General features: G+C 64.5%; 18 protein-coding genes. 17 read left to right on the top strand and 1 reads right to left on the bottom strand.

The window, feature by feature from the left end; genetic code table 11:
• Positions 1-13: 13 nt before the first annotated feature.
• The 3 genes from QFZ91_RS12045 to QFZ91_RS12035 are packed head-to-tail and all read left to right on the top strand — an operon-like array spanning position 14 to position 3276.
• Positions 14-1039, top strand: coding sequence for an aspartate carbamoyltransferase catalytic subunit (locus QFZ91_RS12045; RefSeq protein WP_008920711.1), 1026 nt, complete (start codon positions 14-16; stop codon positions 1037-1039).
• 60 nt (positions 1040-1099) lie between these two features.
• A complete protein-coding gene (locus tag QFZ91_RS12040; protein WP_429567370.1) occupies positions 1100-2380 on the top strand; it encodes a dihydroorotase in 1281 nt (426 codons plus the stop codon).
• Positions 2381-2418: 38 nt separating this feature from the next.
• Positions 2419-3276: a lysophospholipid acyltransferase family protein gene (locus tag QFZ91_RS12035; protein ID WP_176379113.1), complete on the top strand. Its 858-nt coding sequence runs from the start codon at positions 2419-2421 to the stop codon at positions 3274-3276.
• A gap of 36 nt (positions 3277-3312) precedes the next feature.
• Here the strand turns inward: QFZ91_RS12035 and QFZ91_RS12030 are convergent, their stop codons facing one another.
• Positions 3313-4185, bottom strand: coding sequence for a symmetrical bis(5'-nucleosyl)-tetraphosphatase (locus tag QFZ91_RS12030; RefSeq protein ID WP_429567369.1), 873 nt, complete (start codon positions 4183-4185; stop codon positions 3313-3315).
• Positions 4186-4356: 171 nt separating this feature from the next.
• On the opposite strand from QFZ91_RS12030, the gene QFZ91_RS12025 reads away from it, so the two are divergent.
• The 14 genes from QFZ91_RS12025 to QFZ91_RS11960 all read left to right on the top strand — a co-directional run bounded on the left by QFZ91_RS12025 (position 4357) and on the right by QFZ91_RS11960 (position 20791).
• On the top strand, positions 4357-5268 hold the full coding sequence (locus QFZ91_RS12025; protein WP_429567368.1) for a GDP-mannose 4,6-dehydratase: 912 nt from the start codon (positions 4357-4359) through the stop codon (positions 5266-5268).
• A gap of 385 nt (positions 5269-5653) precedes the next feature.
• Positions 5654-6715: a dTDP-glucose 4,6-dehydratase gene (gene rfbB, locus QFZ91_RS12020; protein ID WP_429567367.1), complete on the top strand. Its 1062-nt coding sequence runs from the start codon at positions 5654-5656 to the stop codon at positions 6713-6715.
• 10 nt (positions 6716-6725) lie between these two features.
• A complete protein-coding gene (gene rfbA, locus QFZ91_RS12015) occupies positions 6726-7619 on the top strand; it encodes a glucose-1-phosphate thymidylyltransferase RfbA (protein ID WP_013088602.1) in 894 nt (297 codons plus the stop codon).
• Positions 7604-8155, top strand: coding sequence for a dTDP-4-dehydrorhamnose 3,5-epimerase (gene rfbC / locus QFZ91_RS12010; RefSeq protein WP_429567366.1), 552 nt, complete (start codon positions 7604-7606; stop codon positions 8153-8155). Before rfbA ends, rfbC begins: the two co-directional genes overlap by 16 nt.
• Positions 8156-8164: 9 nt before the next feature.
• Complete coding sequence (gene rfbD / locus QFZ91_RS12005; RefSeq protein WP_429567365.1) at positions 8165-9091, top strand: dTDP-4-dehydrorhamnose reductase; 927 nt, start codon at positions 8165-8167, stop codon at positions 9089-9091.
• Between the two features lie 267 nt (positions 9092-9358).
• Complete coding sequence (locus QFZ91_RS12000) at positions 9359-10774, top strand: mannose-1-phosphate guanylyltransferase/mannose-6-phosphate isomerase (protein WP_176122583.1); 1416 nt, start codon at positions 9359-9361, stop codon at positions 10772-10774.
• Between the two features lies 1 nt (position 10775).
• Complete coding sequence (locus QFZ91_RS11995; RefSeq protein ID WP_176109395.1) at positions 10776-11594, top strand: ABC transporter permease; 819 nt, start codon at positions 10776-10778, stop codon at positions 11592-11594.
• Between the two features lie 4 nt (positions 11595-11598).
• Complete coding sequence (locus QFZ91_RS11990) at positions 11599-12378, top strand: ABC transporter ATP-binding protein (RefSeq protein WP_429567364.1); 780 nt, start codon at positions 11599-11601, stop codon at positions 12376-12378.
• A gap of 198 nt (positions 12379-12576) precedes the next feature.
• Positions 12577-13959 (top strand): phenylacetate--CoA ligase family protein, encoded by a 1383-nt coding sequence (locus QFZ91_RS11985; RefSeq protein WP_429567363.1) that lies wholly within the window; start codon positions 12577-12579, stop codon positions 13957-13959.
• Positions 13956-15533 carry a polysaccharide deacetylase gene (locus tag QFZ91_RS11980; RefSeq protein ID WP_429567362.1) on the top strand — a complete coding sequence of 526 codons (1578 nt, stop codon included), beginning with the start codon at positions 13956-13958 and terminating at the stop codon, positions 15531-15533. The genes QFZ91_RS11985 and QFZ91_RS11980 overlap by 4 nt, the downstream gene beginning before the upstream one ends.
• On the top strand, positions 15530-16651 hold the full coding sequence (gene wecB / locus QFZ91_RS11975) for a non-hydrolyzing UDP-N-acetylglucosamine 2-epimerase (protein ID WP_429567361.1): 1122 nt from the start codon (positions 15530-15532) through the stop codon (positions 16649-16651). The genes QFZ91_RS11980 and wecB overlap by 4 nt, the downstream gene beginning before the upstream one ends.
• Positions 16644-17897, top strand: a complete 1254-nt coding sequence (locus QFZ91_RS11970) for a glycosyltransferase (RefSeq protein ID WP_429567360.1) — start codon at positions 16644-16646, stop codon at positions 17895-17897. The genes wecB and QFZ91_RS11970 overlap by 8 nt, the downstream gene beginning before the upstream one ends.
• Entirely contained in the window at positions 17894-19027 is a 1134-nt protein-coding gene (locus QFZ91_RS11965) for a glycosyltransferase (protein ID WP_429567359.1), read from the top strand. The genes QFZ91_RS11970 and QFZ91_RS11965 overlap by 4 nt, the downstream gene beginning before the upstream one ends.
• 339 nt (positions 19028-19366) lie before the next feature.
• Positions 19367-20791: a UbiA family prenyltransferase gene (locus tag QFZ91_RS11960; RefSeq protein ID WP_368623577.1), complete on the top strand. Its 1425-nt coding sequence runs from the start codon at positions 19367-19369 to the stop codon at positions 20789-20791.

The raw sequence follows: 20791 nt of genomic DNA, 5'->3' as shown, positions 1-20791 counted from the left end.
AAGCAGGTACATCATGAACACCGCCACCCAGGCTCCGCAGGATTCCTCCGCCAGCGCATCCGAGCGCTTCCGCTACGGCTTCCTGAAGGGCAACCCGCAGCTCACGAAAAACGGCGAGCTCAAACATTTGTTGTCGATCGAGGGGCTGCCGAAGGCCATCGTCAATCACATTCTCGAGACCGCCGACCAGTTCGTCAGCGTGACTGATCGCGAAGTGAAGAAGGTGCCGCTGTTGCGCGGCAAGTCGGTGTTCAACCTGTTCTTCGAGAACTCGACGCGCACCCGTACCACGTTCGAGATCGCGGCCACGCGGCTGTCGGCCGACGTGCTGAATCTGAACATCAACGCGTCGTCGACGAGCAAGGGCGAATCGCTGCTCGACACGATCAACAACCTGTCGGCGATGCACGCGGATCTGTTCGTCGTGCGTCATGCGTCGAGCGGCGCGCCGTTCCTGATCGCGCAGCATTGCGCGCCGCACGTGCACGTGATCAACGCCGGCGACGGCCGTCACGCGCACCCGACGCAGGGTCTGCTCGACATGTACACGATCCGCCACTACAAGAAAGACTTCACGAAGCTGCGCGTGGCGATCGTCGGCGACATCCTGCATTCGCGCGTCGCGCGCTCGGACATTCATGCGCTGACCACGCTCGGCGTGCCCGAAGTGCGCGCGATCGGTCCGCGCACGCTGCTGCCGGGCGGCCTCGAACAGATGGGCGTGCGCGTGTTCCACAACCTCGACGAAGGGCTGAAGGACGTCGACGTCATCATCATGCTGCGCCTGCAGAACGAACGCATGAGCGGCGCGTTGCTGCCGTCGTCGCAGGAGTACTTCAAGAGCTGGGGGCTGACGCCCGAGCGTCTCGCGCTCGCCGCCCCGGATGCGATCGTGATGCACCCCGGTCCGATGAACCGTGGCGTCGAGATCGACTCGCAGGTCGCGGACGGCCCGCAATCGGTGATCCTGAATCAGGTGACGTTCGGTATCGCGGTGCGCATGGCGGTGATGGGGATCGTCGCGGGCAATAACGATTAAGCGGCGACTCATCAGGAAGCCGAAGCACAGGCTGAACCACAGGTTTAACAAAGGCAGCGCATGAAGATTCATATTCAAGGCGGCACGCTGATCGATCCGGCAGCGGGCACCGAACAGCAGCAGGATATTTTTATCGAGGCGGGCAAGGTCGCCGCTCTCGGCCAGGCGCCGGCCGGCTTCCAGGCGGAGCGCACGCTCAACGCCCAGGGTCTGTCGATCGCGCCGGGTCTCGTCGACCTGTGCGCGCGTTTGCGCGAGCCGGGCTACGAGCACAAGGCGACGCTCGGCTCGGAAATGGCCGCGGCGCTCGCGGGCGGCGTGACGAGCCTCGTATGTCCGCCGGACACCGATCCGACGCTCGACGAACCGGGCCTCGTCGAAATGCTGAAGTTCCGCGCGCGCAATCTGAACAAGGCGCACGTGTATCCGCTCGGCGCGCTGACGGTCGGTCTGAAGGGGCAGGTCATCACCGAGATGGTCCAGCTGACCGAGGCGGGCTGCGTCGGCTTCTCGCAGGCCGATACGCCGATCGTCGATACCCAGGTGCTGATGCGCGCGCTGCAATACGCGAAGACCTATGGCTTCACCGTGTGGCTGCGTCCCGTCGATGCGTACCTCGGCAAGGGCGGCGTCGCCGCGAGCGGAGCGCTGGCGTCGCGGCTCGGTTTGTCGGGCGTGCCGGTGTCTGCCGAAACGATCGCGCTGCATACGATCTTCGAACTCGTGCGCGTGACCGGCGCGCGCGTGCATGTGTCGCATGTGTCGTCGGCGGCGGGCGTCGCGCTCGTGCGCGCGGCAAAAGCCGAAGGCCTGCCCGTGTCGTGCGACGTCACCGTGAACCACGTGCATCTGATCGACCTCGACATCGGCTATTTCGACGCGCAGTTCCGGCTCGATCCGCCGCTGCGTCAGCAGCGCGATCGCGAAGCGATCCGCGCAGGCCTCGTCGACGGCACGATCGACGCGATCTGCTCGGCGCACACGCCGGTCGACGACGACGAAAAGCTGCTGCCGTTCGCCGAAGCGACGCCCGGCGCAACCGGCCTCGAACTGTTCCTGTCGCTGACGGTCAAGTGGGCCGACGAAGCGGGCGTGCCGCTCGCGAGCGCGCTCAATCGCATCACCGCGGCGCCGGCGCAGGTGCTCGGCCTCGAAGCGGCTGGCCGCATCGCGGTCGGCGCGGTGGCCGACCTCTGCGTGTTCGACCGTCATGCTCACTGGCGCGTCGAGCCGCGCGCGCTGAAGAGCCAGGGGCACAACACGCCGTTCCTCGGCTACGAGCTGCCGGCGCAGGTGCGCGCGACCGTCGTGTCGGGTCAGCTCGCGTACGAGCAGCGCTGAGCGGCATCGACTCGGTCCAGTCAAGGAAGGCCCCGCCCATGAAGCTCGCGTTACGCAAGATCCGTCTCATCACGCATCTGCTGCACGGCATGTGGACCGTCGCGACGCGCTTTCCGAACGCGAGCGCCGAGCGGCGTCACGCGCTCAATCGCGCGTGGTCGCTGAAGATGCTGCGGCTGTGCGGCATGCGCCTTGTCGTGCATAACGATGCGGTGCGGCTCGATCGTGGCGCGCTCGTCGTCGCCAATCACATCTCGTGGATCGACATCTACGTGATCAACGCGTGGCGGCCGACGCCGTTCGTGTCGAAGGCGGAGATCCGGCAATGGCCGGTGGTCGGCTGGCTCGCGCAGCAGCTCGACACGGTGTTCATCCAGCGCGAGAAGCGCAGCGACGCGAAGCGGATCATGCACGAACTCGCCGATCGCCTCAGTGCGGGTGAACTGATGTGCGTGTTCCCCGAAGGCACCACGTCGAACGGGCTCGAGTTGCTGCCGTTTCACGCGAACATGTTTCAGGCGGCGGTGTCGGCCGGTGTGCCGGTGCAGCCGCTGTGCATCATGTACGAGGATGCGCAGGGCCGGCAGTCGACCGCACCCGCGTATATCGACGACGTGTCGTTGTCCGACTCGCTCGACATGCTGTTGCGTGGCGGTCCGCTAACCGCTCACGTCTATGTCGGCGCACCGCTCGCACCGAACGCTGACCGGCGGGTGCTCGCGGCGCAGGCTCAGAACGTGGTGGCGAACGCGTTGCGGGACATGCAGGCCGGCAACGCAGTGGCGGGGACGGTCGCGCAAGAAGGCGACGTGGTAGCTGCCGCGTCGTCGAGCGACGCCGCCGAGACGCCGCAAACGCTGATCGAGCCCGTCGATCAGCCGCGCCGCTCGGCCTGAGCGGCGGCGCTGCCGGGCAGCGTCGCCGGCTTCCGTTTAATTGCCCCCGCGCGGCACACCGCACGAATCGCAATCGACCTGCGTCAACGTACGCTCCGCAGGATTTCGCGCGAGCCGTACCGCCGACAGCTTCTGCCCCCACACGCAACCCGAGTCGAGGCCGATCAGGTTGTCACGCAGCATCAGGCCGAGCGCGGCCCAATGACCGAACACGACGGTCACGTCGGCGGTCTGGCGCGACGGCACGTCGAACCATGGCATGCAGCCGCTCGGCGTGGATGCGAGCGTGCCGCTGCTGCTGAAATCCATCACCCCATCGGCGCTGCAAAAGCGCATGCGCGTCAACGCGCTGCACGTCACGCGCAGACGCTCGATTCCCTTCAGGCCCGGCTTCCAGCGGTTCGGCTCGTTGCCGTACAGGCCGGCAAGCGTTTCTTTCCAGTTCGGCGCACGCAGCGCGCGCTGCAATTCGTCGGCGAGTTCCAGCGTCAGCGTCGTATCCCATTGCGGCAGCACGCCCGCGTGCACCATCAGCATGCCGTTGTCGAAATGCGCGAGAGGCCGGTGGCGGATCCAATCGAGCAGATCGGCGGCATCGGGCGCGGCGAGGATGTCTTCGATCGTGTCGCCTTTCTTCGACTTGCGAATCCCCGCGGACACCGACAGCAGATGCAGATCGTGATTGCCGAGCACCGGCACCGCGCGCTCGCCGAACGCGATGACGTCGCGCAATGTGTCGAGCGAGTCGGGGCCGCGGTTGATCAGATCGCCGGCGAACCACAGCGGCGTGCCGTCCGGCGGCGCGGCTTTCGCGAGCAGTTGCTGAAACGGCGCACGGCAGCCTTGCAGATCGCCGAAAGCAAGAGGAGCGAGAGGAGCGGACGTACTGGAAGCGTTGTGGGGTGTCATCGAGGAAATCGGATCGATTCGATACGCGCGGTGTTGCACGACGCGTGCCACGCTGGGCAGAGCAGCAAGCTAGCGTGACATAATAGCCCGTTTGCGGTTCGGATATCGCGCTATGGACCGCGCGCTATTCCAATACAACAACAGGATGACTCTCTCGTGAACGAAGCCAGCATGTCGTCTCCCGCCGCGAAGCAATCATTTCGCACGCTCGTCACCGGTGCGAACGGTTTTACCGGCCGCTATCTGGTCGAGAAGCTGATCGGGCGTGGGCACACCGTGATCGAAGCGGTGTCCGGCCGCGACGAGCCCGACACGCCGACACGCGTCAAGCTCGATATCACCTCACCGGAAGACTGCCGGCGCGTGCTCGACGCCGTGCGGCCCGATTACATCGTGCATCTGGCCGCGATCAGCTTCGTGGGACACAACGATCCGCTCGACTTTTATCGCGTCAACGTGATCGGCACGCTGAATCTGCTGGAAGCCTGCGCCGCGATCGGCCACGTGCCGCGCAAGCTGCTGATCGCAAGCAGCGCGAACGTGTACGGCAACGTCAGCAGCGCCGCGATCGACGAGAGCTTTGCGCTGACGCCGGTCAATCATTACGCGGCCAGCAAGGCCGCAATGGAAGCGCTGGTGCGCACATGGTTCGACCGTCTGCCGATCCTGATCGTGCGGCCGTTCAACTACACCGGCCGCGGCCAGGCGGTGAACTTCCTCGTGCCGAAGATCGTCAGCCACTTCGCACGTCGCGCGGCGTCGATCGAACTCGGCAATATCGAGATCGCGCGCGACTTCTCCGACGTGCGCTATGTGGCGAGTGCGTACGAGGCGCTGCTCGACTCCGATGTCGCCGCCGAGATCGTCAACGTCTGCACCGGCAAGCCGTATTCGTTGCGTGAGATCCTGACGACCGCGAGCGAACTCACCGGTCACGACATCGCAGTCCAGGTCAATCCCGCCTTTGTCCGGCAAACGGACGTCAAGATGCTTGCCGGATCGCCCGCCAAATTGCAGTCGCTGGTGCCGGCGGTCGAGTCGATCCCGTTCATCGATACGCTGCGCTGGATGCTCGCGGCCTGAGCGCGTTCGCGCGAGCAATCTTCTGATGGTCTGCATTCGCGGCCTTTCGCGGCGCTTTTGCCCGTTCTTCCTGTTCGTTTCCCAGTCTTTGCGTGCCGGACCGCATAGTATGTCGTGCAGATCATTACAAGCGTCAAAATGCGCGTAACCGCACCGAAAGGCTCCATTTTGCAGGCCAGCGGCAACGAATTCTGTCAAGCTGTTTCAAGTTGTTAGGGTTCTAGTTTTTGCACTGGGCAGCTTTATAATTGGGGCTTCATAAAATTGGCGTCTGAGTGTCCGCTCTCCGCGGGACGCGTCGGTCGGCCAGAGAAACAGACACCACACGGGGTGAACAGGTCGCAAGTTCTTCGCTGCCTGTCACTAACATCGACAAGGGAATTAAATGATCCTGGTAACGGGCGGTGCCGGCTTCATCGGCGCTAATTTCGTGCTCGACTGGCTGAATGCGTCGGACGAAGCGGTGCTCAACGTAGACAAACTGACCTACGCCGGCAACCTGGGCACGCTGAAGTCGCTACAGGGCAATTCCAAACACATTTTCGCGCGCGTCGACATCTGTGATCGCGCCGCGCTCGATGCGCTATTGGCGGAACACAAGCCGCGCGCCGTGCTGCATTTCGCGGCCGAGAGCCATGTGGATCGCTCGATTCACGGTCCGGCCGATTTCGTGCAGACCAACGTGGTCGGCACCTTCACGTTGCTCGAAGCGACGCGCAGCTACTGGAATACGCTGGATGAAGCGGAGCGCGCCGCGTTCCGCTTCCTGCACGTGTCGACCGACGAAGTGTTCGGCTCGCTGTCCGCAACCGATCCGCAGTTCTCCGAAACGACGCCTTATGCGCCGAATAGCCCCTATTCGGCGACCAAGGCCGGCTCGGATCACCTCGTGCGCGCCTACCATCACACGTATGGCCTGCCGGTGCTGACCACCAACTGCTCGAACAACTACGGTCCGTACCAGTTCCCCGAAAAACTCATTCCGCTGATGATCGCCAACGCGCTCGGGGGCAAGCCGCTGCCGGTGTATGGCGACGGGCAGAACGTGCGCGACTGGCTGTACGTCGGCGACCACTGCAGCGCAATCCGCGAAGTGCTCGCGCGGGGCACCCCGGGCGAGACGTACAACGTCGGCGGCTGGAACGAGAAGAAGAATCTCGAGGTCGTGCACACGCTGTGCGACCTGCTCGACCAGCAGCGTCCGAAGGCGGCGGGCTCGTATCGCGACCAGATCACCTATGTGACGGATCGTCCGGGCCACGACCGCCGTTACGCGATCGACGCCCGCAAGCTCGAGCGCGAACTCGGCTGGAAGCCGGCGGAAACGTTCGAGACGGGGCTCGCCAAAACGGTCCGGTGGTATCTCGACAACCAGCAATGGGTCGACGAAGTCGCTTCGGGCGAATACCGGAAGTGGGTCGAGACCAACTACGCGCAGCGCGCGTAAAGGCACGGCAATGGCGCGCAAAGGCATTATTCTCGCGGGCGGTTCGGGCACCCGCCTGTATCCGATCACGCATGTCGTCTCGAAGCAACTGCTGCCGGTGTACGACAAGCCGATGATCTACTACCCGCTGTCCACGCTGATGGTGGCGGGTATTCGCGACGTGCTGATCATCTCCACGCCGCAGGACACGCCGCGCTTCGAGGCGATGCTCGGCGACGGCAGCCAGTGGGGCATGAACATCCAGTACGCGGTGCAGCCGTCGCCGGATGGGCTCGCGCAGGCGTTCATCATCGGCCGCGAGTTCGTGAACAACGATCCGTCGGCGCTGATTCTCGGCGACAACATCTTCTACGGCCACGATCTCGCGAAGCAGCTCGAACGCGCGGACGATCAGACCGAAGGCGCCACCGTGTTCGCATATCACGTGCAGGACCCGGAGCGCTACGGCGTGGTCGAATTCGACAAGCAGTTCCGCGCGCTGTCGATCGAAGAAAAGCCCGCCAAGCCGCGTTCGAACTACGCGGTCACGGGTCTGTACTTCTACGACAAGCAGGTGTGCGACATCGCCGCGGACATCAAGCCGTCCGCGCGCGGCGAGCTCGAAATCACCGACGTGAACTCGCGCTACCTCGCGAACGCGGCGCTCAACGTCGAGATCATGGGCCGCGGTTATGCGTGGCTCGACACCGGCACGCACGATTCGCTGATCGAAGCCGCGACCTTCATCGCAACGCTGCAGAAGCGCCAGGGTCTGGTGGTCGCGTGTCCGGAAGAGATCGCCTACCGGCGTCAGTGGATTGACGGCGAGCAGCTGCTCGCGCTCGCCAAACCGCTCGCGAAGAATGCCTACGGGCAATACCTGCAAAACATTCTCACGGATCACGTCGCATGGCCATCCAGGTAAGCGCAACCTCACTGCCCGAAGTCAAGATCATCGAGCCGAAGGTGTTCGGCGATGCGCGCGGCTTCTTCTTCGAAAGCTTCAATGCGCTCGAATTCGCCGAGAAGGTCGAGCCGGGCGTCGAGTTCGTGCAGGACAATCACTCGCGCTCGGCGCGCGGCGTGCTGCGCGGTCTGCACTATCAGATCCAGCATGCGCAGGGCAAGCTCGTGCGCGTGGTCGAGGGCGAGGTATTCGACGTGGCCGTCGACATCCGTAAGAGTTCGCCGAACTTCGGCAAGTGGGTCGGCGTGACGCTGTCGGTCGAAAACCACCGGCAGCTGTGGGTGCCGCCCGGTTTCGCGCACGGCTTCGTCGTGCTGTCGGAGTCCGCGCAGTTCCTCTACAAGACCACGGACTACTGGTTTCCCGAGCACGAGCGCAGCATCGTATGGAACGATCCGTCGATCGGCATCGAATGGCCGATCGACTTCGAGCCGCTGCTCGCGACCAAGGATGCGGCGGGCAAGCGTCTCGCCGACGCCGAAGTCTACGCATAGGGGAAACGCATGAGCGCACACGACGCGACACGGACGATTCTCGTCACCGGCGTAAATGGCCAGGTCGGCTATGAGCTCGCGCGCACGCTGCAAGGGCTCGGCAACGTGGTCGCGGTCGACCGCTCGCGGCTCGATCTGTCGAACCTCGATCAGATTCGCGCGGTGGTGCGCGACGTGCGTCCCGCGCTGATCGTCAATCCGGCCGCTTATACCGCGGTGGACAAAGCCGAAGAAGAGCGCGATCTGGCGATGCGCATCAACGGCGAAGCACCGGGCGTACTCGCCGAGGAAGCGAAAAAGGCCGGCGCCGCGCTGATCCACTATTCGACCGACTATGTGTTCAACGGCACGAAAGAAGGCGCATACGTCGAAGACGATCCGACCGATCCGCAGAACGTCTACGGCCGCAGCAAGCTCGCGGGCGAGCAGGCGATCGCGGCGAGCGGCGTGAATCACCTGGTATTGCGCACGAGCTGGGTATACGGCACGCGCGGCAAGAACTTTCTGCTGACGATGCTGCGGCTCGGCGCCGATCGCCCCGAGCTGAAGGTGGTCGCCGACCAGATCGGCGCGCCCACCTGGTGCAACACGATCGCGACGCTGAGCGCGCATCTGTGCGCGCAAGCCTTCGCCGCCGAAGACAGCGCGAAGTGGTGGAGCGAGCGTTCGGGCATCTATCACCTGTGCGCGGGCGACGCGACGTCGTGGCACGGCTTCGCGTCGGCGATCTTCGAACTCGCGGATTTGCCGAACAAGCCGAACACGCTGCCGATTCCCGCCTCGGATTACCCGACGCCGGCCAAGCGCCCAGCCAATTCCAGAATGTCGAACGACAAGCTGGCGCGCGTGTTCGGGCTGGCCGCGCCGCATTGGCGCGACGCGCTGAAGCTGTGTTTGACGGACGGATTTCCGAAGTCGCCGGCGGCGCGGACCTAAGTCGCGGTTTCGACGCGGGGGCTTCCAAGCTCCGATGCGGCGAAGCTGCCGCGCATGCCGCTCGCGATGACGCCGTCGAGTTTCTATATCGCGATCGAAGCGATGGTTCCCTGACAATGGCGAAAGGGGGCGGCGGTAGAATGTCGCTCGACGTGAGCGCGTTCCAGGCGCGGATTTCGCGTTCTATGCGCAGTAGATTGCCAACGTGTTCCAACCGTACGCAAAACCAGTGTGGCCGCGTAAAAAATACGGTATTGAGAGGGATCTGTGAGTTTGTTACCGATCATTCTGTGCGGCGGAGCGGGATCGCGGCTTTGGCCGGTCTCGCGCGAATCGCACCCGAAGCCGTTCATCCGTCTCGCGGACGGCGAAAGCCTGCTGCAGAAAGCCTTCCTGCGGGCGGTCGCGTTGCCCGGCGTGAAGGAAGTGCTCACGGTAACCAACCGTGAGCTGTTCTTCAAGACCGAGGACGATTTCCGCGAGGTGAACCGCAAGAACATCGCGACCTCGTTCATTCTCGAACCGTTCGGCCGCAACACGGCCGCCGCGGTTGCCACGGCGGCCTTGCACACGGCGAAGGCGCATGGCGAAGACACGGTGATGCTGGTGCTCGCGGCCGATCACCTGATCGCGGATCAAACTGCGTTTGCCGCGGCGGTCGCGCGTGCGCAGACGCTTGCGCAGGCCGGCAACGTGGTGACCTTCGGCATGCATCCGGATGCGCCCGAAACCGGCTACGGCTATATCGAAGCCGATGGCGAGCGGGTCGTGCGCTTCGTCGAGAAGCCATCGCTGGAAAAGGCCCGCGAGTATCTGGCGTCGGGCAGATTCGTGTGGAACTCGGGCATGTTCTGCTTCACGGCGGGCACGATCCTGAAGGAAATGCGCGTGCATTGTCCGGACATTCTGGATGCCGCGGCCGAATGCATGGACAAGTCGCCGTCCGCCGAAGGCAAGAGCGGCGCGCAGGTGCGTCTCGAGCCGGGCTGCTTCGGCGCGGTGCCGGAGTTGTCGTTCGACTACGCGGTGATGGAGAAGTGCGAGCACGCGGCAGTCGTGTGCTGCGACCTCGGCTGGACCGACGTCGGTTCGTGGACCGCGCTGTCCGACCTGTCGCCGGCCGATGCGAGCGGCAACCGCGTCGAAGGCGAGGCGCTGCTCGTCGACGTGAAGAACTCGTATCTGCGCAGTGCCGGGCGTCTGATCGGCGCGGTCGGCGTCGACAGCCTGATCGTGATCGACACGCCGGATGCATTGCTCGTCGCGCACCGGGATCGCGCGCAGGACGTGAAACAGATTTTCGCGGAACTGAAGTCGCGCGGCCACGAGACGTACAAGGTACATCGCACCGTGCATCGGCCGTGGGGCACGTACTCGGTGCTCGAAGAGGGGCCGCGTTTCAAGATCAAGCGCATCGAGGTGAAGCCGGGCGCCAGCCTGAGCCTGCAGATGCATCATCACCGCAACGAGCATTGGGTCGTGGTAAGCGGCATGGCGAAGGTCGTCAACGGCGAGAAGGAATTCTTCGTGTCGACCAACGAGTCGACCTATATCCCGGCGGGTCACAAACATCGCCTCGAAAATCCGGGCGTCGTCGAGCTCGTGATGATCGAAGTGCAAAGCGGCGAATACCTGGGCGAAGACGATATCGTTCGCTTCGAAGACATTTACGGACGTACTTGAGATGGATATCAGTTTTACCAACGACTCCGAAGACCTGACACGTCACAACGAGCGCGACGACCTGCTGGTCGGCATGAAAGCGGTGCGGGTCTGGGGCACGCTCGGCTGGCACGACATCCGGCAGCGCTATCGCCGCTCGGTGCTCGGGCCGTTCTGGTTCACGCTCAGCACGATCATCATGGTGGTCGTGCTCGGCGCGTTGTATTCGACGCTGCTGAACCAGGAAATCTCGGACTACCTGCCGTATCTGGCGGTGGGTCTCGTCGTGTGGGCGTATCTGGCGTCGGTTGCCAACGAAGGCTGCATGGCCTTCATCGGCTCGGCCTATCTGATCAAGCAGATCAGGCTGCCGCTGACGGTCCACGTATGCCGCATCGCCTGGCGCAACTTCGTGATCCTGCTGCATAGCCTGCCGGTCGTCGTCGTGCTGCTGTTCGTGTTCGGCCACTGGCAGGGCTGGGAAATCCTGCTGGTGCCGTTTTCGCTCGTGATTCTGCTGCTGCACGGCGTGTGGCTCGGCGTCACGCTCGGCGTGCTGTGCGCGCGCTTTCGCGATATTCCGCCGATCGTCACGAACCTGATCCAGGTCGTGTTCTTCTTCACGCCGGTCATGTGGTCGCCCGAAATCCTGAAGGACCGCGCGTGGGTCGCCGAATACAACCCGCTGTATCACCTGATCGAAACGGTGCGCGCGCCGCTCACCGGCCGCCCGACCCACTGGGAGTCGTGGGCGTGGTCGATTGGTCTGTTGATCGTCGGATTCGCGTTCGCGCAGATCCTGATGAAGCGTTTCCGTAATCGCGTTCCTTACTGGCTTTGATATTGTGAGTTCCTCATCGATTGTCGCTCGTAACATCTCCGTCGAATTTCCGATTTACGAGAACTCGCATCGCTCGCTGAAAAAGGCGGTGCTCAATCTGACGACGGGTGGCCGGATCGGCCAGGACGCGGGTCGCCATGCGGTCGTGCGCGCGATCGACGACCTGAGCTTCACGTTCAGCGAAGGCGAGCGCATCGGCCTGATCGGCCACAACGGCTCGGGCAAGACGACGCTGCTGCGCACGCTGTCGGGCGTCTATGCGCCGGTGCGCGGCGAGTTGAAGGTGCAGGGCAAGATCGCGTCGCTGCTCGACGTGTCGATGGGCCTCGACCCCGACGCGACCGGCTTCGAAAACATCTATCTGCGCGGCATTCTCGACGGGCTGAAGCCCGCGCGCATCCGCAGCAAGATCGACGAGATCGCCGAGTTCAGCGAACTCGGCGACTACCTGAATCTGCCGGTGCGCACCTATTCGAGCGGGATGATGCTGCGCCTCGCGTTCGCGATCTCGACGAGCGTCGAAGCCGACATCCTGATCATGGACGAATGGCTCAGCGTCGGCGACGCCGAGTTCAGCGTGAAGGCGGCCGAGCGCCTGGAAGGCCTCGTTGGAAAGGCGGCGCTGCTGGTGGTGGCGTCGCACGATCCCTCGCTGGTCGCGCGCGTGTGCAACCGCAAGATCTCGATGGAGCACGGCAAAATGATCGCAGACGAACCCGTGCTGCCGCCGCCGGAACCGATCGACGAGCCGCTCATCAGCCACACCGTGCAGTTGCCGCACTGAGCACACGGGCGCGCGGCCGGCGCGGCGCGTTGCGCGCCGGCCCTATGCGCCCCATAGCGCGACGTGCGCCCTGCGAATGCGCCGGCGGCAGGCGAATCCGACGGCTTGGCGGCTTGCCGGCTCTTCGGCGCCAACCAGTCCCGCAGTTCAGCAACACCCTCGTGGCAGTCGCCCGAGGCGTAACAAGGTTCGAATTTGATGCGAGCTAATCACCCATTTCTGCGCTACTCCGAATCCCTGCTGGTGCGTCAGCCGTTTCGCACACTGAAGGGTTTCGCGGGCGGCTATATCGCGTATCCGATTGCGGAGAACGCCGAAAAGCGCAACGTGCGCCCGAAAATCCGCGAGCTGCGCGAGCACTATTCGCTGCCGATGCTGCATCGCCGGCGCATCGCGCTCGAACGACTCGTCGCCACGCTCGAATTCGCCGGCGCGAAGGTGCCTTACTATCGCGACCTGTTCCATGCGAAGCAGTTCGATCCCGCCAAGGTCAAAGGCGACCCGCGCTACCTGGAAGAACTGCCGTATCTGACCAAGGACATCATCCGCGAGCAGGGGACGCGTCTGTTGTCGGGGCCGCTCGAGGCGGGCAAGCACCACGCGTGCAAGACCGGCGGCTCGACCGGCCTGTCCACGACGATCTACTACGACCTGGAAGGCGCCGATTATTCGTCGGCGGTCACCAACTATTGCCGCGAGCGGATCGGCAAGCTGCGCCATCGTTCGGAGCTGCACTTCGCGTGCCGCTTCCCCGATCAGGCGGTGCCCGAGTGGCCATCGCGCGAAGACTTCAAATGCTTCGCGATGAATCGCAGCAACATCTTCTTCGACCGCATCGACGATCAAGGCCTCGAGGAAATGTGGCGCACGCTGAAGCGCCGCCGCCCGTATCTCGCGCACTCGCATCCATCGACGATGTACGCGCTCGCCTGCTACGTGCAACGCAAGTACGGCGGCGGCAACGCGTTCCAGGTGTTCGAGTCGAGCGGCGAGCTGCTCGAGCCGCATGCGCGCGAGATGATCGCGAAGGCGTTGCGCTGCCGCGTGATCGACCGTTACGGCCTCGCCGAGCTCGGTGTGATGGCCTACGAGCTCGACGGTCATGAGGGCGGCTTCCAGATCCTCGAATCGGAAGGCTGGCCGGAGAGCCGCGTTGCGCCCGACAACCCCGATGGCGCGCACGAACTCGTGTTCACCGGTTTCCGCAACCGGCTGATGCCGCTGATCCGCTACACGACCGGCGACCTCGCCCGCGTGCAGGAGACCGAGAAAGGTTTCTTCCTGACCGACGTGGTCGGCCGGATTCACGACGTCGTGCCGATCAACGGCGTCGCGCATCCCACGCACCACATCCAGGACATGCTCGATCACCGCGTCGGCGGCATCCAGGAATTCCAGATCGATCTGCGCACAACGCCGCCCACCTTGCGCATCGTGCTCGAACCGCACGCGAACGCGGAAGAGACGACCGCGAAGCTGCGCCACTTCTGGCAGGACGCATTCACGATCGCTTACGTCGGTCACGACGATTTCGTGCGGGTGGGCAGCCGCGCCAAATTCCGCCACGTGGTGAGCGCATGATCGGCGTCGCATTTCCGGATGCGCGCGCCGACGCTGGCCAATATGTGCTGGCGGCGCTGCGGCGCTCGGTCAGTGGGACCCAGGCGCAGGCGATCACCCGCAACATGCTGCACGAGATCGCGCCCGACGTCGTGGTCGCGGTCGACGCGCCCGACGCGTGGAGCGCCGACCTGATCGCCTACGTGAATGCGCGGCCGCGCAAGCTGATCGTATTCGGCCATATGCCGATCGCGCTCGCGGGCTACCTGCGCTATCGGCCCGCGGCCTTGTCAACCGAACTGGCACAAGCGAGCCGCAGTGCATCGGCGCCTTCGGGCGAGTCGCGCGAAAGCGCGGCGGCGGTGCGCTACGGCGCGCTCGCGCGGACACTCGGCGGCGCGGCCTGGCATCGCCCGTTCGAGCGCTTCGATTTCACCGACGAATGGAACAACCTCGGCTACGGCGCAATTCGCGCCGACGGTTCGATCTGGGCGCTCGCGGAAGCGCCTGAAGTCCCGGCCGAGGCAGAACTGGCCGCGGTCGTCGTGAACGGCGAGCGGCAGTTCGCGTATGCGGCGCTGTGGGATGCGGGCGCATCGGGCGTGCTGTGGTTCAACCGGCCGGTCGGCCCGTGCGATTCGTTCGAATGGCGCCTCGTCGAGCAGTTTCTGTCCGGCTACCGCTCGGATTCGCTGCCGTGTCAGCCGGTGCTGAGCGAACTGCCGTGGGGCTATGACGCGGCGATCACGTCGCGGCTCGATTGCGACGAGGACGTCGAATCGGCGCGCCCGTTGTGGCAGGCGTATCGGCGTCTCGGCGTGCCGTTCACGCTGGCCGTGCATACGCAGAACCTGCAACGCGGCGGCCAGCACGACATCCTGCGCGAACTGCTCGCCGATCGGCAACAGGGCGCGGTGCTGTCGCACACGGCGACGCATTCGCCGAACTGGGGCGGCAGCTACGACACCGCGATCGCGGAAGGTGCGCAATCGGCCGAACTGCTCGAACGCGCGACCGGTGTGCCGGTGCGCTACGCGGTGTCGCCGTTTCACCAGTCGCCGCCGTACGCGATGCGCGGCCTGATCGACGCGGGCTACGCGGGCTGCATCGGCGGCATCATCCGCAACGATCCCGAGTTCCTGACCGCGCGCGGCGGCGCCCTGGCCGGCTTGCCCGCGGGCTTCGTCGGTCATAGCCAGCAGTGCATGCTGCACGGCGATTGCATGCTGAAGGCCGGCGATCCGCTTGCGATCTTCAAGCAGGCTTTCGACACCGCATACGCGACCAACACGCTGTTCGGCTATCTCGATCATCCGTTCTCCGAGCGTTACGCGTACGGCTGGTCCGACGAGGCGGCGCGCATCGACGCGCACGAGCAGTTCATCGCCTACGTGCGCGGCAAGGCGCGACGGCCTCTGTTCCTGCACGAGGAAGCCGCGCTCGATTTCCTGCGCTTTCGCTCGCTCGCGCAGATCGTCGAACAAGACGGCGTATTCAGCGTCGTCACGCCATGCGCCGACACGACGCCGCTCGCGCTCGGCGTCGAGTTCCGGGGCGCTCATACCAAGGTCGAGGCGGGGAAAGCACTGCGATGAAAGTCATGGTGGTGATGGGCACGCGCCCCGAGGTCATCAAGCTTGCACCGCTCGTGAGAGCGCTGCGCAGCGAGTTCGACACGATCGTCTGCGCGAGCGGGCAGCACAGGGACATGGCCGCGCAGGCGCTCGAATTCTTCGGCATCGAACCCGACATCACGCTCGAAACGATGCACCCGGGGCAATCGCTGAACGCGCTCGCGTCGCGCCTGATCGCCGCGCTCGATCGCGCGCTCGACGAAGTGCGCCCCGACTGGGTGATCGTGCAGGGCGACACGACGACCGCGTTTTGCGCGGGCTTCGCGGCGTTCCACCGTGGCATCCGCGTCGGCCACGTCGAGGCGGGGCTGCGCACCGGCGATCTCACGAGTCCGTTTCCCGAGGAAGCGAATCGCAGCCTGCTCGGCCGCATCGCGACGCTGCACTTCGCGCCGACCTCGCGCGCGCGCGACAGCCTGCTTGCCGAAGGTGTCGCGGCCGCGAAGATCGTCGTGACCGGCAACACGGTCGTCGATGCGATCGGCGAAGTGCGCGCGAGCTGGAGCGTCACGCCGCCGACGAGTCCGCTGCCCGCATGGCATGGCGCGCAGCAGCAGCACGTGCTCGTGACATGCCATCGGCGCGAGAATTTCGGCGATGTGCTGCAGGACATCTGCCGCGTGCTGCGCGATCTGTGTCAGCGCTATAGCGAATACCGCTGGGTGTTCCCCGTGCATCTGAACCCGGCCGTGCGCGAGCCCGTGCATCGCGAGCTCGATGGCATTCCGAACCTCGCGCTGATCGAGCCGGTCGACTATCCGACGAGCCTTTACCTGATCAGCGGAAGCGCCGTCGTGGTCAGCGATTCGGGCGGCATCCAGGAGGAAGCGCCGACCTTCGGCGTGCCGGTCGTCGTGATGCGCAATCACACCGAGCGCCGCGAAGGCGTCGATGCCGGCTTCGCGACACTCGCGGGCCAGAGCGCGGCGAGCATCGAAATCGCGGTAATCGGCTGGCTCGAGGATCCGGCGCGGCGCGCTGCGCTGCGCGATCGCGCGAATCCGTACGGCGACGGGCTGGCGTCGCGGCGCATCGTCGACAGCCTGCGCGGCCGACCGGTCGAGGTGTTCGTTGGCTGACGGCGAGAACCCCGTGCTTCCCCCGCAAGACTGCGTGCTGTTTTCGACCGCCGACTGGGACGAGCCGTACTGGACCAACAAGCAGCACACCGCAAGTATCCTCGCCGCGCGCGGCTGGAGGATCCTGTATGTGGAAAGCGTCGGCTTCCGTTCGCCGAAAGTGGCCAGCGGCCGCGACTGGTCGCGACTGTGGCGGCGCCTGTGGCGCGGCGTGCAGTCGCTCGTGCTCGGTCCGCCGCGCCGCACCGACAACATCTGGGTGCTGTCGCCGCTGATGGTGCCGGCCGGGCATCATCTGCCGTTCGTGCGCTCGCTGAATCAGGCGATGCTGCGCTTTTCGGTGAACCGCTTCGCGAGGTCGCGTCGCTACGACAAGCCGGTCGTGTGGACCTACCACCCGTACATGCTCGATGCGATCGGGACGCTGCCGCGCGGGCCGTTGGTTTACCACTGTGTCGACGATATCGCGGCGATTCCGGGTGTCGACGTCGACGCGTTCCGCAATGCCCAACAGGATCTGCTCGGCCGCTGCGAGGCGGTGTTTACGACCGCGCAGTCGCTGAAGGACGCGTGTCTGCCGTTCAACCCGAATACGCATTTCTTCGGCAACGTCGTCGATGAAGCGCACTTCGGCACGGCGCGCGAAGACGGCCCGCTGCCCGCCGAGCTCGCCGCGATCGACGAGCCGCGGCTCGTGTATCACGGCGTACTGTCGGACTTCAAGGTCGACCTGCCGCTGTTGCTGCAGACCGCGCAAGCGCGGCCGCGGTGGCAATGGGTGATCATCGGCGAGGAGCGCGAAGGGCAGCGCAGCGACCTGCTCGCGCAGCTCAAGCGTCTGCCGAACGTGCATCTGCTCGGCTACCGGCCGTATCGCGCGCTGCCGCAGTATTTGCGCGGCATGCGGGTCGGTGTGCTGCCGACGCTGATCAACGAATACACGCACTCGATGTTTCCGATGAAGTTCTACGAATATCTGGCGGCCGGTTTGCCGGTTGTGTCGACGCCGCTCGATTTCGCGAAGGAACCGCGCGCGGGGCTCGAGGTGGGCGGCGATGCGGAAGCGTTCATCGCTGCGATCGACAAGCAGCTTGCACGCGGCAAGCTGAGCGCGGACGAAGCGCGCGCGGCGGTCGGCGAGAACACGTGGGAAGCGCGGCTGGACAAGATGCTGGCGATTACTTTCCGCTACCCGCAAGCGGGCGGCGGCAGCGCGCAGCCACACGGCGCGGAGGTGCGCACGTGAGGGTCGTTCATGTGTACCGCACCTACTTCCCGGACCCGCCCGGCGGCCTGCAGGAAGCGATCCGCCAGATTGCGCTGGCGACGCGCGAGCGCGGCGTCGAACCGCGCATCCTGACCCTGTCGCCGAGCCCGACGCCGACCGTGGTCGAGCGTCCCGAAGGGCAGGTGATCCGCGAGAAATCGTGGGCCGCGCCGGCATCGTGCGATCTCGGCGGGCCGTGCTCGGTGATCAGGTATCGCGAGATGGCCGACTGGGCCGACGTCGTGCATTTTCACTTCCCGTGGCCGTTCGCCGACGTCTTGCATCTGCTCGGACGCACGAAGAAGCCTACCGTGATGACGTACCACTCCGACATCGTGCGGCAGAAGCTGCTCGGCACTGTCTATGGGCCGCTGATGCGGCGCACGCTGCGCAGCATGTCCGCGGTGGTCGCGACGTCGCCAGCCTATGCGCAGACCAGCGAGACGCTCGCCGCGTGCGTGTCGAAGGAGCGTTTGAAGACGATTCCGCTCGGCATCATCGACTATCGCGACGAGCCGCAGCCGTTCGACGCGCAGCGCCAGCTCGAGAGCCGGCTCGGTCTGGTGCCGGGCGAGCCGTATTTTCTGGCGCTCGGCGTGTTGCGCTACTACAAGGGACTGCATACGCTCGTCGAGGCCGCCCGGCACGTGCAAGCGAAAATCGTTATTGCAGGCTCCGGGCCGGAGCGCGAGCGGCTCGCCGCGTTGGCGCGGCAGCATGGCGCGAGCAACGTCGTGTTTGCCGGCCAGGTCACGCATGAGGAAAAGGTCGCGCTGCTCAAGGGCTGTCGCGCGATGGTGCTGCCCTCGCATTTGCGCTCCGAGGCGTTCGGAATGGTGTTGGTCGAAGCAGCGATGTTCGGCAAGCCGATGGTGTGCTGCGAGGTCGGGTCCGGGACGTCGTTCGTCAACGAGGATGGCGTGACGGGCTTCGTCGTGCCGCCGGAGGCGCCGGAACCGCTGATCGCCGCGATCAACCGGCTGGCGCTGGATGAAGCACTGGCGCGCGGCATGGGGGCGGCGGCGCGGCAGCGATACGAGCGGCTATTTTCCGGGCCAGCGTTGGGAAACGCATATAAATCGCTGTACGAGCAAGTATTGTCTTCCTGAGTCGCTATTTTCTTTGCCGGTATTGCGCCGAAAAGCTTGCGAAGGTGTTTAATTCACGTTTGTTCGCGCTAATTCGGCCTATAAGCGAGATGTTGGTATTATCTGCGCCGTTGAGCCCGGCACACTGATTAATCTGCTTCGTCATAATCTCGCAGGCTCATGGTTGTTGAATCAGTCGGCAATAAATTGACAGGTAAATTTGCGGCGGGTTGTAGGGCAGGGCGCGAGATGGTAGCGTGATGCCGCTTTACGCGGTCAGGATATCGAACGCGCCAGAACCGATTTCTACGACATCACTTCGCCTTCCACACTCTTTTTTGCTTTGCGACGGTTTACTGAATGAGTAGCAAACCCCTCGTTGTCGATCTGGATGGAACTCTCATTCGCTCGGACGTCCTGATTGAATGCGGTTTTGCTTTTACCCGATCCGCTCCGCATCGGTTCTACGAGCCGCTTCTGTGGCTCCTGCGCGGGGGTAAGGCCGGGCTCAAAGCCCGCCTCGCCGAAGCGACCGATATCGACGTCACCGTCCTGCCTTACGACCCCACGGTCATCGAGTGGCTGAGGGAGGAACGGGCCGCCGGGCGCTCGCTCGTGCTGGCGACCGCTAGCCATGAACGCTACGCGAATGCGATTGCCGATCATCTTGGGCTATTCGACAAAACCTTCGCCACGCATAGCGACATCAATCTGTCCGCGCATCGCAAGCGCGACAGGCTCGTGGCCGAGTTCGGCGAGAAAGGCTTCGACTACGCGGGCAATTCGCACGACGATGTCGCAGTCTGGGCCGCGGCTGAGCGTGCCTATGTGATCAATCCGTCGAGTGGCGTGGAGCGCGCGGCCCGCAAGCAGGGCAACGTCGAGCGCGTGATCGACCAGCGCTCCGCATGGCCGGGAACGTGGGCGAAGTCGCTGCGACTGCATCAGTGGCTGAAAAATCTGCTGATTTTCGTTCCGCTGCTCGCGGCGCATCAACTGTCGGACGCCGCGCTGGTCGTGTCCGCGCTGCTCGCTTTTTTTGCCTTCGGTGTCTGTGCGTCGAGCGTCTACCTGTTGAACGATCTGCTCGATCTCGAGGACGACCGGCATCATCCGACCAAGCGCAAACGCCCGCTTGCCTCGGGCGCGTTGCCGCTGGTGTGGGGCGCGGCGCTTTTTCCCGTTCTGCTGGTGGTGGGGGGCGCGATCGCATGGTTCTGCCTGCCTCATAAATTCGCGCTGGTTTTGCTGGGATATTACGTACTCACGCTGGCCTATTCGTTGCATCTGAAGCGGCGAGTCATGATGGACGTGGTCGTGCTGGCCTTGCTTTATACGACGCGCATCATCGCCGGAAGCGCAGCGATCGATGCGCGGCTCTCGTTCTGGCTGCTCGCGTTTTCGATGTTCGTTTTTCTCAGCCTCGCGCTCGTCAAGCGGTATGCGGAACTGCACGCATTGAAGGAGCGCGGCCTCGTGAAGTCGCGCGGCCGCGGCTATGTCGCGAGCGATCTGCCGTTGATTTCGTCATTAGGCGCGGCCTCGGGCTATCTGTCCGTGCTGGTTCTCGCTCTTTATATTCAGGACGGCAATACGGCGGGCCTCTACCGGCACCCGCAGTACATCTGGGTGGCCTGTCCTCTGCTGCTTTACTGGGTGAGCCGCACGTGGATCATCGCGCATCGCGGCTCCATGCATGACGACCCGATCATATTCGCGGCAAAAGACCGCAGCAGTTGGCTCATCATGGCGCTATGCGGCGCGGTGTTCTGGATGGCGATCTAG

Origin of the sequence: Paraburkholderia sp. JPY419 (assembly GCF_050435705.1) — a bacterium.
Lineage (GTDB): Bacteria > Pseudomonadota > Gammaproteobacteria > Burkholderiales > Burkholderiaceae > Paraburkholderia > Paraburkholderia youngii.
Note: the sequence above shows the minus strand (reverse complement) of the source record. Positions and strands in the feature narration are given on the sequence as shown.

Bases quoted from the DNA above. Each gene is read 5' to 3' on its own strand.
- QFZ91_RS12045 (WP_008920711.1), top strand. From the start codon at position 14: ATGAACACCGCCACCCAGGCTCCGCAGGATTCCTCCGCCAGCGCATCC.
- QFZ91_RS12040 (WP_429567370.1), top strand. From the start codon at position 1,100: ATGAAGATTCATATTCAAGGCGGCACGCTGATCGATCCGGCAGCGGGC.
- QFZ91_RS12035 (WP_176379113.1), top strand. From the start codon at position 2,419: ATGAAGCTCGCGTTACGCAAGATCCGTCTCATCACGCATCTGCTGCAC.
- QFZ91_RS12030 (WP_429567369.1), bottom strand. From the start codon at position 4,185: ATGACACCCCACAACGCTTCCAGTACGTCCGCTCCTCTCGCTCCTCTT.
- QFZ91_RS12025 (WP_429567368.1), top strand. From the start codon at position 4,357: ATGTCGTCTCCCGCCGCGAAGCAATCATTTCGCACGCTCGTCACCGGT.
- rfbB (WP_429567367.1), top strand. From the start codon at position 5,654: ATGATCCTGGTAACGGGCGGTGCCGGCTTCATCGGCGCTAATTTCGTG.
- rfbA (WP_013088602.1), top strand. From the start codon at position 6,726: ATGGCGCGCAAAGGCATTATTCTCGCGGGCGGTTCGGGCACCCGCCTG.
- rfbC (WP_429567366.1), top strand. From the start codon at position 7,604: ATGGCCATCCAGGTAAGCGCAACCTCACTGCCCGAAGTCAAGATCATC.
- rfbD (WP_429567365.1), top strand. From the start codon at position 8,165: ATGAGCGCACACGACGCGACACGGACGATTCTCGTCACCGGCGTAAAT.
- QFZ91_RS11995 (WP_176109395.1), top strand. From the start codon at position 10,776: ATGGATATCAGTTTTACCAACGACTCCGAAGACCTGACACGTCACAAC.
- QFZ91_RS11985 (WP_429567363.1), top strand. From the start codon at position 12,577: ATGCGAGCTAATCACCCATTTCTGCGCTACTCCGAATCCCTGCTGGTG.
- QFZ91_RS11980 (WP_429567362.1), top strand. From the start codon at position 13,956: ATGATCGGCGTCGCATTTCCGGATGCGCGCGCCGACGCTGGCCAATAT.
- wecB (WP_429567361.1), top strand. From the start codon at position 15,530: ATGAAAGTCATGGTGGTGATGGGCACGCGCCCCGAGGTCATCAAGCTT.
- QFZ91_RS11960 (WP_368623577.1), top strand. From the start codon at position 19,367: ATGAGTAGCAAACCCCTCGTTGTCGATCTGGATGGAACTCTCATTCGC.